12 protein-coding genes are annotated in these 12613 nt (G+C 62.2%); 6 read left to right on the forward strand and 6 right to left on the reverse strand.

The features are described from left to right. Window positions 1-61 precede the first annotated feature (61 nt). On the forward strand, window positions 62-829 hold the full coding sequence (locus AAG591_RS12130) for a pseudouridine synthase (protein ID WP_342531597.1): 768 nt from the start codon (window positions 62-64) through the stop codon (window positions 827-829). Further along, window positions 829-1374, forward strand: a complete 546-nt coding sequence (gene rsmD, locus AAG591_RS12135) for a 16S rRNA (guanine(966)-N(2))-methyltransferase RsmD (protein WP_342531598.1) — start codon at window positions 829-831, stop codon at window positions 1372-1374. The genes AAG591_RS12130 and rsmD overlap by 1 nt, the downstream gene beginning before the upstream one ends. Before the next feature lie 64 nt (window positions 1375-1438). Here the strand turns inward: rsmD and AAG591_RS12140 are convergent, their stop codons facing one another. Both AAG591_RS12140 and AAG591_RS12145 read right to left on the reverse strand, forming a co-directional pair. Continuing rightward, window positions 1439-1732 carry a hypothetical protein gene (locus AAG591_RS12140; protein ID WP_342531599.1) on the reverse strand — a complete coding sequence of 98 codons (294 nt, stop codon included), beginning with the start codon at window positions 1730-1732 and terminating at the stop codon, window positions 1439-1441. A gap of 84 nt (window positions 1733-1816) precedes the next feature. Further along, entirely contained in the window at window positions 1817-2302 is a 486-nt protein-coding gene (locus AAG591_RS12145; protein WP_342531600.1) for a hypothetical protein, read from the reverse strand. Window positions 2303-2434: 132 nt separating this feature from the next. Between AAG591_RS12145 and AAG591_RS12150 the strand changes: the two genes are divergently transcribed. After that, on the forward strand, window positions 2435-4744 hold the full coding sequence (locus AAG591_RS12150) for an ATP-dependent helicase (RefSeq protein WP_342531601.1): 2310 nt from the start codon (window positions 2435-2437) through the stop codon (window positions 4742-4744). Window positions 4745-4792: 48 nt separating this feature from the next. Here AAG591_RS12150 and AAG591_RS12155 read toward each other — a convergent pair whose 3' ends face one another. The 3 genes from AAG591_RS12155 to AAG591_RS12165 all read right to left on the reverse strand — a co-directional run bounded on the left by AAG591_RS12155 (window position 4793) and on the right by AAG591_RS12165 (window position 8470). After that, window positions 4793-6277: a sensor domain-containing diguanylate cyclase gene (locus AAG591_RS12155; protein ID WP_342531602.1), complete on the reverse strand. Its 1485-nt coding sequence runs from the start codon at window positions 6275-6277 to the stop codon at window positions 4793-4795. Between the two features lie 89 nt (window positions 6278-6366). After that, complete coding sequence (locus AAG591_RS12160) at window positions 6367-7773, reverse strand: DEAD/DEAH box helicase (protein ID WP_342531603.1); 1407 nt, start codon at window positions 7771-7773, stop codon at window positions 6367-6369. 133 nt (window positions 7774-7906) lie between these two features. After that, a complete protein-coding gene (locus AAG591_RS12165; RefSeq protein ID WP_342531604.1) occupies window positions 7907-8470 on the reverse strand; it encodes a hypothetical protein in 564 nt (187 codons plus the stop codon). A gap of 166 nt (window positions 8471-8636) precedes the next feature. Here AAG591_RS12165 and AAG591_RS12170 point away from each other — a divergent pair, with 166 nt between their 5' ends. Beyond that, window positions 8637-10079 (forward strand): FAD-binding oxidoreductase, encoded by a 1443-nt coding sequence (locus tag AAG591_RS12170; protein ID WP_342531606.1) that lies wholly within the window; start codon window positions 8637-8639, stop codon window positions 10077-10079. Window positions 10080-10155: 76 nt separating this feature from the next. After that, the gene (locus AAG591_RS12175) at window positions 10156-10941 is read left to right on the forward strand and encodes a SapC family protein (RefSeq protein WP_342531607.1); all 786 of its coding nucleotides are present in this window, start codon (window positions 10156-10158) and stop codon (window positions 10939-10941) included. Between the two features lie 178 nt (window positions 10942-11119). Here AAG591_RS12175 and AAG591_RS12180 read toward each other — a convergent pair whose 3' ends face one another. Next, on the reverse strand, window positions 11120-12049 hold the full coding sequence (locus AAG591_RS12180; RefSeq protein WP_342531608.1) for an N-formylglutamate amidohydrolase: 930 nt from the start codon (window positions 12047-12049) through the stop codon (window positions 11120-11122). A 110-nt stretch (window positions 12050-12159) separates the two neighbouring features. On the opposite strand from AAG591_RS12180, the gene cpdR reads away from it, so the two are divergent. Then, complete coding sequence (gene cpdR / locus AAG591_RS12185) at window positions 12160-12552, forward strand: cell cycle two-component system response regulator CpdR (RefSeq protein ID WP_342531609.1); 393 nt, start codon at window positions 12160-12162, stop codon at window positions 12550-12552. Window positions 12553-12613: the final 61 nt, after the last annotated feature.

Here is a 12613-nt window from a genome sequence, read left to right on the forward strand (position 1 = left end):
TATGTCGAACAGGTCGAAGCGCAAGGTTGGTGGAACCCGTCGACCGCGCTAAGCGGCCCCTATGAATACGACCAAGAACGACGAACGGAGCGGCGATCGCATTGCCAAACTGCTGGCTCGCGCCGGTGTCGCCAGCCGCCGCGAAGTGGAGCGGATGATCGCGGACCGCCGCGTCGCAATCGATGGAAAGGTGGTGGAAACACCAGCCACGCTTCTCGAAACGCTCCGTGGCGTCACGGTCGACGGCAAGCCGGTCGCCAAACCCGAGCCGACCCGGCTATTTGCATTTCACAAGCCAACCGGCCTCATCACCGCCGAACGCGATCCGCGCGGGCGACCCACCATCTACGACGCGCTGCGCAACGCCCTGCCCAAGGACGCGCCTCGGGTGATGCCGATCGGTCGCCTCGACTTCAATACGGAGGGGTTGCTGCTGCTGACCAATGATGGCGGCTTCAAACGTCTCCTCGAACTGCCTGCCAATGCGGTTGAACGCACGTACCGCGCCCGCGCCCACGGCGAAGTGTCGCAGGCACAGCTCGAATCGCTGATCGAAGGCGTCACCATCGATGGCGTCCATTACGGTCGTATCGACGCCAATCTGGAGCGGCGCACGGGTGCCAACCAGTGGATCGAGCTGACCATTACCGAGGGCAAGAATCGCGAGGTGCGCCGTGTGCTCGAACATCTGGGATTGAAGGTGAACCGCCTTATGCGAACATCCTTCGGCCCGGTCTCGCTCGGTGATCTGCCGCGGGGGCAGGCGGTGGAGGTCAGGAAGCACGAGATCGGCAAGTTCCGCTCTGCGGTAAAGCAGGGGCGCGACTGATGCGGATCGTTGCAGGCGAATGGCGCGGACGGACTATCGCAGCTCCGACCGGCGAGACCACCCGGCCGACCGCGGACCGGATGCGCGAAACCCTGTTCAACATGCTCACCAGTCGCCTCGGCAGTTTCGAAGGGTTGAGCGTTGCCGACCTCTTTGCCGGGTCGGGTGCGCTCGGCCTCGAAGCGCTCTCGCGCGGCGCGGCCTCCTGCCTGTTCGTCGAGGAAGACAAGCGCGCAGTCGATGCCATCCGGGCCAACATTGCCAAGCTCGGCGCAGCGCAGCGCTGTTCGGTTCAGCAAGCGTCCGTACTTCGGCTGGGACCGGCCAAGGTGCCGCACGACCTTATTATGCTCGACCCGCCTTACGATACGGGCGCAGGGGCAGTGGCGATCGACAAGCTGGCGCGACTGGGCTGGATCGGCCCGGCCACGTGGATCTCGCTGGAAGTCGGCGCGCGTGAGGATGTGAAGCTGCGCGGGGTCGAGATCGAGAGCGAGCGAAAAGTCGGCAAGGCGAAGCTTCTGCTGCTGCGGGCCGAGGCCTGACAGCAAAAAGGGGCGCCCGCTCATGCAGACGCCCCTATTCGTCAATTCTCTATACTGACTGCACTCAGCCGTTCGGATCGTCGAGCGGCAAAGGTTCCTTTATCTCGCTCGCCGGGCGACCGGGCCAGTAATTGATAGGGCGGTTGCCGGTCTTGTTGGCTTCCCAGCTATTGATGCAATTGGTTTCCTGCTTCGGCTTACAGATCGGCAGATCGCCCGAAACAGGCTGTTCGCCCTGGGGCACCTGCTGCACCATTTCCTGCCTGACGTAATCGATCTTCGGTGCGGTCTGGGCCGCTGCAGGCATGGCGAGACCCGCAATCGCGGTGGCAACGCCGGTCAAAAGGATCTTGTTCATGTTGCTTGTCTCCTCTTGCCCCAAACGCGACAACGCCGGAATCGCTCCCGGCGTTGCCAAATGAGATATCTGGTTAAACGATGATCAGACTGCGCCGCGATTGATGCAGTTGTCCTGCTGCATCGGCTCGCAGATCGGCAGCTTTGCAGGGGGCGGACCAGCGTCGCCCGGCGTGGGCTGCACCACCGCATTACTGGAGTATGTGATTTTCGCATTGGCGCTGGTCGTCGCCATGGGCGTCGCCGTACCGTTCAGCTGCTGGTAGATCGAATTCCAAGTCGCGGTCTGCTGCGCCGGTTCCATCATAACGATCTTGACGCGCTGGTCGTTGTTGAGCGTGTCCCACCAGATCTTTTTCTGGTTGTCATTGAGCGTCCAGAAGTACTCCTGAGCATTCATCGGCCACGCCTGATAGGTCGTGCGGTTTTCAGCAGGCCAATTCATGTACATCTGCTCTTGTGCGTCAGTCATGACATATGTTTCGGCATCCGACTCCATTTGCGCAATGGCCGGAACTGCAGCAACAGCGAGGCCACAGGCGGCAGTGGCGGCGAGAATATAGTTCTTCATGTCTCTGTCTCCTTTTTTCCCTCGTCCTTGCGTCATCAACGGAAGCGCGGCGGCAGGGTTCCGAATTGGGGAGCGCACTGGTCGCTTCCCTTGCTCGCCCGGTCGACGTTCCCTACCTGTTCGGGCATCGCCATGAATGATGCCTTCCCCCTCGCCGAAGCCGCCGGAGACGCGGACATCCCCCCCTATGCCGCACGGCTGAACATGCCGCAGCGCGAAGCGGTGCTGACGACCGAAGGGCCGGTGCTGATGCTGGCGGGGGCAGGAACGGGCAAAACCTCGGCATTGACTGCGCGCCTGGCGCACCTCGTCGCCATGCGCCTCGCCTGGCCGAGCGAGATTCTGTGCGTGACCTTCACCAACAAGGCCGCGCGTGAAATGCGCGAACGTGTCGGTCGCCATCTGGGCGATGCAGTGGAAGGAATGCCGTGGCTCGGCACATTCCACGCGATCGGCGCCAAGATGCTGCGCCGCCATGCAGAGCTGGTCGGGCTGCAATCGAACTTCACGATCATCGATCCGGACGATCAACTGCGCCTGCTGAAGGCGCTGATCGCCGAGGCCGAGCTGGACGAGAAGCGCTGGCCGGCGCGGCAGCTGGCCGGGCTGATCGACCGGTGGAAGAACCGCGGGCTCAACCCCGGCGATCTCGATACGGTAGAGAACGAAAGCTACGCAAACGGGCGCGGGAGCCAGCTCTACGAGACTTATCAGAAACGATTACAAGCACTTAATGCGTGCGACTTCGGCGACTTGCTGTTGCATATGCTGAATGTATTTCGTCAACATACCGACGTGCTGGCCCAGTACCAGACCCGCTTCAAATACATCCTGGTCGACGAATATCAGGACACCAACCAGGTCCAGTACCTGTGGCTGCGGTTGCTCGCGCAGGAGCGCAAGAACATCTGCGTCGTAGGCGACGACGACCAGTCGATCTACTCGTGGCGCGGCGCGGAAGTGGCGAACATCCTGAAGTTCGAGAAGGACTTCCCCGGCGCCAAGGTCATCAAGCTGGAGCAGAACTATCGCTCCACCCCGCACATCCTCGGCGCGGCATCGGGCCTGATCGGTGCCAACAGCCAGCGGCTTGGCAAGGAATTGTGGACCGAGACAGACACGGGCGAAAAGGTCCGCGTCATCGGGGTGTGGGACGGGCCCGAGGAAGCGCGCCGCGTGGGCGAGGAAATCGAAAGCCTCGAACGCGGCGGCACCGGGCTCGACGAAATCGCCATCCTCGTGCGCGCGCAGTACCAGACCCGCGAATTCGAAGACCGCTTCATTCAGATCGGCATGGGCTACCGCATTATCGGCGGTTTTCGCTTCTACGAACGCGCCGAAATCCGCGATGCGCTCGCCTACCTGCGGGTGATCGCACAACCTGCAGACGATCTCGCGTTCGAGCGGATTTACAACCAGCCCAAGCGCGGGCTCGGCGCGAAGACTCTGGAGAAGATGTACCAGCACGCGCGGCGCACCGGAATGCCGCTCGCCGCAGCATCGCTAGACCTGGCCGATAGCGACGAACTGCCTGCGCGGGCGCGCGGTACCATCGGCGGCCTGATGCGACAGTTCCTGCAATGGCGCGAGCAGGCCGACGGCCTCGCCCCCGCCGAGCTGCTGCGGCAGGTACTGGAGGAAAGCGGTTACCAGACCATGCTCGAGAACGAGCGCACTCCTGAAGCCAAGGGCAGACTTGAAAACCTCTCCGAACTTGCGCGCGCGATGGAGGATTACGAGACGCTGGGCGACTTCCTCGAACATGTCGCGCTGGTGATGGATAACGAGGCGAATGCCGACGAGGCCAAGGTCACCATCATGACCATCCACGCCGCCAAGGGGCTGGAGTTCGATCACCTTTTCCTGGTCGGGTGGGAAGAAGGCGTGTTCCCTTCACAGCGATCCCTCGACGAAGGCGGTCTCGCCTCGCTGGAGGAGGAACGCCGCCTCGCGTATGTCGCAATCACGCGCGCCAAGAAGGCCTGCACGATACTGCACGCTGCCAACCGGCGCATCTACGGCCAGTGGACCAGCTCGATCCCCAGCCGGTTCATCGAGGAGCTGCCCGAGGATCATGTCGAAAGCGAGACGACCATGTCAGGCGGCGCATCGCTGTGGCGCGCCAACTGGAGTGAGAGCGAAGACCCCTTTGCGCATGTCACGCGCGATCGACCCGACCGCTCGCAGAAGCGCGGGCCCGGTTGGCAGCGGGCGCTAGCTACCGGCTACGAAACGCGCCCCGTACGCGTGCAGGAAAGCCGCCGAAGCGCGGCCAGCTTCGCAGCGAAACCGCGTGGCGACATCGCATTGGGCGCGCGCGTGTTTCACGACAAGTTCGGCTACGGAACCGTTACCGATCAAGAGGGCAACAAGCTCGAAATCGAATTCGAGACGAGCGGCACCAAACGTGTGATCGACAGCTTCGTGCAGCTGGCAGACTGAGAATGCGGTTGGCTGCGATCATGCGCAAAACTGCGCGCCAATCCGCCGCTAGCTGACGATCCTAAGCTGAGGCGTTGCGCGCAGACGTTCACCCGCGATCGCATCGGGGCAAATTGAGGCAGTGCCGCGCTTTGCGCGCTTGGCCTGATAGAGCGCGTAGTCAGCGCAGCGAAGGAGCGCACTGCTGTCGGCGTTGCAATCGGTCAGCCATGCCGCGCCTATCGTCGCGCTGACGGGCATAATTTCGCTTTCCCGTCCGATTCCGAACCGTAGCTTGCCCAACAGCAGGTCCAAGGTGGCCGGCAGATCGGCAAGCAAATGCTCGTCTTCCAGCACAAGAACGAATTCGTCCCCGCCAAGCCGGGCGGCCATCTGACCCGCGAAAGGCTCGCCTAGCAGCTGCGCGGCCACACCGTTGAGCACCCGATCTCCCGCTTCGTGACCCAGCTGGTCATTGACGTCCTTGAAATGATCGAGGTCGATCAGCAGCACCGCCATCGGTGTACCGTGTTTCCGGCTGCAACTTATCCCGTCGTCGAGATACTGGTTAAGACGCGCACGATTGGGCAACCCGGTCAGCGGGTCCGCATGGGCGGCAGCGCGGAGCCGCGTCTCGAGTTTATAACGCTCGGTAATGTCTTGGAAGACGCCGATTAACGCGACCGGTTTGCCTTCTACAACTTCACGCTCGCCGATGGCACGGACCCGCTTGAAAACACCCTTCGTATCGCGGAAATCGAGCTCCAGATCGTAAGGCGTGCCATTCGCGGCACACTCCTCGACCGCCTGAGCAATACGCGGGCGATCATGAGCAGGGAAGAAATCCAGCCCGCCCTCCAGATGCTCTCTGGTCGGATTCTCGATTGCGTGAATCGCCGCGGTCTGCCGCGACCAGAACAGTTCCTGTGTCTCGAGATCCATCCGCCAGTGGCCGACCTGCGCCATCTCTTCGGCAAGCTCGAACTGGCGCTGGGTCCGGCGCAAGCGATCGACAAGTTCCTTACGTTCGATCAAAGCCGTCTCGATGACCTTGGCACGCAATCGGCTTCTCAATAGCGATTCGATGACCTTGGCGAGATGGCGCAGTTCGTCGAGTTCTTCCCGAGCTGCGATCCAAGGTCGGTCGTCGATAACGCAAAGCGTACCGATCGGCGCGCTCAACCCGTCGATCGATGGCCCCATGAACGGAATTGTGGCGAAGAACTGGAAATGCGGCATGGCCGCAATCTCCGGCTTCTTGCTGTAAACCGGATGCTCTTGCAGGTTTTCGACAACGATTTCGCGACCCTCGTCGACTGCAGTCGCGCAGATCGAGCATTCGCGCGACACCTCGCTCGGTTCGAAACCCTCTCGCGACTTGAACCATTGGCGGTCGGTATCGATCAGCGAAATATAGGCCGTCCGCGCGCCAAAGATTCTGCGCGCAGCCCTGACAAGGGCATCGAATTCGTCTTCGGGAGCTGAATTGAGGATGTCGAGCGCGGCAAGCGTGCGCCGACGTATCGCCTCAGGGCTGGTGTCTGTGTTCGTCATCGGAGGTCTCTATGTCGAGAAAAGCCTGCTCCCTAAATGGTTAAAACAGACCTAATCGACATGCACCCGACGCTAGAAAAAAATGAGGATTATAGGGCGCTCACGGAAAGGAAATCGGGCTTGGGCCCATTCCATTCGCCGGCAGGAATAGTCTCATTGTCCTCCCCGCGCGCCCGGCCTCCTCGCCCACGCGAAGATTTCGCCTGACTCGAACGATCCGTCTCCTGCTCGTCGCGCCGCAGTTTGCGTGCACGAGATGACTTGGACTTTTCCTGCGCCTCGCGATCGTCTTCTCGCTCAGACGCTTCCGGTTTGCGTTCATCGGAGCGGCTGCGGCCACCTTCGCGCTTCGGCTTCGCCTCTACCAGCTCGACGCGTACGTCGTCCTTCCCGAAAGACTTGATCTTCGTCTTGGTCAGCTTCTCAATATTGGTGAGCGCTTCTTCGTCATCGCTCGTCACGAAGGTAAAGGCGCGGCCCTTCGCCCCCGCGCGACCAGTCCGGCCAATCCGGTGAACATAGTCGTCCGGGTGCCAGGGCGTGTCGAAGTTGAACACGTGGCTTACGCCTTTGACGTCGAGCCCGCGCGCTGCGACGTCAGACGCGACGAGAATGTTGATCTCACCCGACTTGAACCTGTTGAGTTCTGCGATCCGGCTCGACTGGTCCATATCGCCATGAATCTCGCCGCTGGCAAAGCCGTAGCTTTGCAGGCTCTTGTTGATCTCGCGCACGGTCGTCTTCCGGTTGGAGAAAACGATTGCCGTTTCGACGTGATCGTTGGCCAGCAACCAGCGCAGCGTCTCGCGCTTCTCGCGGGGCTTCACGGGAATTTTGAAGGCGGTAATATTCTCGTTCGTCGAAGCCGCCCGACTTACCTCGATCCGCTTGGGATTGGTGAGGAACTTCTGCGCCAGCTTTTCGATCGGCGGCGGCATGGTCGCGCTGAACAGCAAGGTCTGGCGCGGCTCGGGCAGCTTGGAACAAATGGTCTCGATATCGGGGATGAACCCCATGTCGAGCATCCGGTCCGCTTCGTCGATCACGAGGAGTTCGCAGCCGTTGAGCAGTATCTTGCCCCGCTCGAACAGATCCATAAGCCGGCCTGGGGTGGCAATCAGCACGTCGACGCCCTCGTTGAGCGCCTTGACCTGGTCGCCCATCTGAACGCCACCGATCAGCAGGGCGAGCTGGAGGTCATGCTCCTTGCCGTACTTCTCGAAATTTTCCGCCACCTGCGCCGCAAGTTCGCGCGTCGGAGCAAGGATCAGGGACCGGGGCATCAGTGCGCGACGGCGCCCGCTCGCCAGGATATCGATCATCGGCAGTACGAAGCTGGCCGTCTTGCCGGTGCCGGTCTGCGCGATCCCGATAATGTCTTTCATCATCAGAACGGGCGGAATGGCCTGCGCCTGGATAGGCGTGGGCTCGGTATAGCCGGCGGCTTCAACCGCCTGCAGCAACTTGTCGGAGAGGCCGAGATCGGCAAATTTCATTCAGGGTTCCGGATGTGGAGGGCTGGTGCGGGTACGTCCGCAGGAATACTGCCCTACAGGAATAGCCCCGCAGGGGCGCGCGCGCCTTCGCTCAAACGCACGACAATGTCAAGGAAATGCGCCCCGCCCCGCCCTATTCGACGGGGACGAGCTGGCGGATCGCGCTCAGTTTGCAGGCCGCGCCATTGCGTGTGCGCAAGGTATCGCGCCCGACGCACAGATCGCCATCCTTGTTCGGCTCGATCTGAAATCCGAGATAGAAATCGCGCGCGCTGCACGACTTGCGCAGTTGTGCCCGGATCATCCGACTGTCCGAAAGGTACAGCACCAGGTCACGCGCACTCATTGTCTGAACCGCGACGATACTGCGCGCCGGGATGCATTTGCCGATCTCTCGCTGTTCGAACTTTTGCGGGATGACGGCCCGCCAGTCGGCGACCATCTCGCGCGTGTTCGGCCGACGAGGGGAGACGCGAATGGTGATTTCGCGCCGGATGCGGACCTGTCGTGCATTATGATCCGCACTCCAGGCTTCGCTTGCCATCCAGCCACGTGCAGCCGGCTCTGCGGGTTGCCGCGGCATCTCGACAGCCAAGGCGGCGCCTTCGGCGACGAACGGCTGGGTATTGGGCGCGTCTGCCTTGCTCGCGGGCGTCAACGCGAGTGCCGGTGCCATAAGTGCGGCTATGAAAAGCATTCTTATGCCATCTTCCTCAGAGGCGGAAATCCGATCGGATCGCCCCGCCCCGTTCGATCTACCCGGACACTTCAATAGGCCCGTCTTTTGAATGGAGGCTTAATTGCGGCAAGGCGTTGGCCCAAACGGGTGGCAAAGTGCCATCAGGGTGTGGCAATGCGACAACATGAGTACGCGCTTCCTCGACGCCGCAGTCAACCTCCTTGGCCCGCGTGGCCTGACCCGCGATGCAGACCTCATGGAACCGTGGCTGACCGACTGGCGAGGCCGCTATACCGGGCGGGCGCTGGCGCTTGCTTCGCCTGCAAATACGCAAGAAGTCGCGTCGCTGGTCAAGCTGTGCTCGCAGCATCGCGTGCCGATCGTGCCACAGGGAGGCAACAGCGGCATGTCCGGCGGCGCGACCCCTGACAAAAGCGGCGAGACGCTGCTGCTGTCACTGCGGCGGATGAGCGCGTTTCGTCATTGGAATGAGGAAGCGCGACAGGTCGTGTGCGAGGCAGGCGTCGTTCTGCAGACCTTGCACGATGCGGCGGAGCAGCGAGGTCTTCGCTTCCCGCTGACCCTGGGCGGGCGCGGCTCGGCGACCATTGGGGGACTGATCTCGACCAATGCCGGGGGCACGCAGGTGCTGCGCCACGGCACGATGCGTGCGCAGGTCCTGGGGCTGGAGGCGGTGCTGCCGAACGGCGAGGTTTTCGATACGCTTGCCGCGCTGAAGAAGGACAACCGCGGATTCGACCTGAAGCAGTTGCTGATAGGCTCGGAAGGCACGCTGGGGATCGTAACCGCCGCTACGCTCGCGCTCGCGCCGAAGATTGCAGCGCGCCGCGTAATGTTTGCGGGACTGGAGACCGTACAGCAGGCGCGCCGACTGCTCCTGTTCGCCTCGGCCCGGATGGGCGACACGCTCGAAGGGTTCGAGATCATGCCTCGCACCGCGCTCGAATCGGTCCTCGCCTACGAGCCCGCCTTGCGCGATCCCCTGACCCTGCCCCATCAATGGTACGCCCTGTTCGAAGTGGTCGCCGACGAAGCGCAGGCCCCTTCGCTGGAGGAGCGCGCTACCGCTGTTCTGGCCGCAGCGCTGCGCGAGGGGCTTCTGGCCGACGCCACGATCGCAACCAACGAAACTCAAGCCGAAGCTCTGTGGGCTTTGCGCGACGGAATTTCGTCTGCGGAGCGTGCACACGGCCCGGCGGTGCAACACGACATCGCCGTGCCTGTCGAACGGATGCCGGACTTCATCGTGGAAGCAAGCCAGATGCTGGAAGGCCGCTTCACAGGAACCCAAGCCGTCGCATTCGGCCACCTGGGCGACGGGAACGTCCACTTCCACCTCCGCGCGCCCAAGGGGGCGAAGGCCGGCGAATGGGAGGAAACTCACGGAAAGGCGGTGAGCGCTACGGTCCATGATCTGGTAACGCAATGGGGCGGTTCGATCAGTGCCGAGCACGGCATCGGCCAGATGAAGCGCGATGAGCTCGCCCGCCTCGGCGATCCGGCCACGCTGACGATCCTGCGCAGCGTGAAACAGGCGCTCGACCCGGCAGGCATCATGAATCCCGGCAAGCTCGTCCCGCTTGCCAGTCGCGCGCCCGCGCCCTAAAGGCGCGGGTTCCAAATCCGGGGCATGGCTCAGGCCGGACGCCCTTCGACACTTCAGCCCGTTGACGGAGAGACCAATGGCCAGTGAGCCGCAACAGACCCAGCTTCCGATGTTCTACGAGGACCTGATGCCGCTCAATTCGCGGGATCACAAGAAGTTCCACAACCGGATGCGTGAAACGGCCCCCTACCTGGCCAAACAGCACATGGTTCCGCTGACCGCCGAGGAATTCGTCCAGGTTGCGCGTCATTACCCGATCATCTTCTCGACCGGCGAAAATCCGCTTCCGCTGGCACTGATGGGCCTGAACGAGGGTGTGAACACCTTCTTCGACGAAAACGGCAAGGCGCACGAACCGGTTTACGTGCCTGCCTATGTTCGCCGCTATCCCTTCATGCTCGCCCGCCTGACCGCGGAAAGCGAAGACCTTTCGCTGTGCTTCGACCCCACCTGCGACGCCGTCGGCGATTTCAGCGAAGGCGATGCGCTGTTCAACGATGACGGTTCGCCGACCGAGCACACGCAGGCAATCCTCAATTTCTGCGAACAGTTCGAACAGGCAGGCCATCGCACCAAGCTGATGACCGACGAGCTGGTCAAGCACGGCCTCCTGATGGATGGCGAGGTCAGCATCGAACGCAACAGCGAACCTGGCAAACCCTACGTCTACAAGGGCTTCCAGATGGTCGATCAGAACAAGCTGCGCGAACTGGATGGCGAAACGATCGCTCGCTGGAACAAGGACGGCATGCTTCCGCTGATCTACGCGCACCTCGCTTCGCTGGATCTGCTGCGAGTGATCTTCGCGCGCCAGCAAGAGCAAGGCAAATTGCCCGCGCAGGCCGCAGCGCCGGCTCAATAGGAACATTACCTAAGGGGCGTGCGCTGCAATCCTTGACAATGCTGCAGCGCCCCCCAAATTCATGGTGTCCGGGCGGACCTCCCCCCTCATAGCCGCCCGGATAAGCGCGCTGAATGCGTGCTTCCTCCCTGAACCTTGGCCACCTCGTGCAGCAATTGCACGGGGTGGTTTTTTTATGTCATTCGGCGGCTAGCGGCAGGCCCTCTTCACGCCGGCCGGGCAGCACCTCATCGGCCAGCGCGCGAACCAGTTCTGCAAGCAGGCGGGCCAGACCCGGCAACCGCGGGCTCAGGCTTTCGAACCGGGGATCGAGATAGAGAGACCGACACACTTCCAGTTGAAGAGCCTGAAGGTCGAGTGCCGGCCGGCCATGGCGATCGAGGATGTATCCACCAGCATAGGGTCGATTGTGGGCCACCCCCCGATCGTGCTGGGCGAAAAAATTCAGTGCGCGACTGGCGACATGATCGTCACACGATGCACCGAAGCGATCGCCGACCACGAAATCGGTCGCCCGCGATCCCGGGTGGCGCACCCGCAGCGGCGGCATCGAGTGCAGATCGATCAACAGCGCAACGCCCCACGCCTTGCGCAAATCGTCCAGCGCGCGGGTCAATGCCCGGTGATAAGGCTCGTGTATCCCCGCCAGCCTGTCGGCGATATCGTTCTGCGACAGGCTATTGCGCCAAATCTCGCCGACCCCGGCCACCCGGCGTGGCACGAGGCCAAGCCCGCTTCGTGCACGTCGATTCGCGCTGGAATGCTGCGACCCGGGGCGTGCATCCTCGATCATCGACCAATCGAGATCGTCGGGCGCGCGATTGAGATCGATCATGGCACGCGGCGCATGTGCGACCAGAGTGGCCGCACCCGCGAGGTCCGCCACGAGAAGCGCCAGTTCGTCGACCAGCCGATCCTCCAGCCGCAACTTTGCGATCCCCGGATTGCGAAGTCCGGCTTCGATTTCGGCAGGATATGCGCGGCCCGCATGCGGCGCAGCGATCAGTACCGGAATCCGGGCCTCGCGCACACCGCGGATGCTGAAAGCGGGAGCCCCGCTGCCGGGGATCAGCCCCCCTGAAATTTCGCGCCGCGAATCGCCGTGCAAGGCAGCCTCCCTTTACCAATTGCTGAACCCGATCACCGTGTGTGTCAAAGCAGGGCAAGGCACTGCCACGCCAAAGATTCCTTAAGTGCTGCGCGCTAAGGAGGAGGTCTATGAGCGAACCTGTACATTATCGGCGAATCCTCCTGGCGGAGGACGAAGAAGCAATGCGGACCTACCTGACCCGCGCACTGGAAAAAGCGGGCTACGCGGTCGATTCGGTCGATTGCGGTACGGCCGCGCTGCCTCTGCTCGAGAAAGCCGAGTACGATCTGCTGCTGTCGGATATCGTGATGCCGGAAATGGACGGTATCGAGCTGGCGCAGCTTTGCAACGAGATCAGCCCCGATACGAAGGTGATGTTCATCACGGGATTCGCCGCGGTTTCGTTGAAAGCGTGTACCGACCAGCCGCAGGCAAAGGTGCTATCCAAGCCTTTCCACTTGCGCGATCTGGTGCTGGAGGTGGACCGGGTTTTTGCCGATCAGTTCGAAGCCCGCCTTTAAAGAACCGCTTTAGGGCCTTGTGTCCTGCGTTCGGCGCGGCTATCTGGCGCGTCCGCCGTCA

The organism is Citromicrobium bathyomarinum (genome assembly GCF_038594485.1).
Classification (GTDB): Bacteria; Pseudomonadota; Alphaproteobacteria; order Sphingomonadales; family Sphingomonadaceae; genus Alteriqipengyuania; species Alteriqipengyuania bathyomarina_A.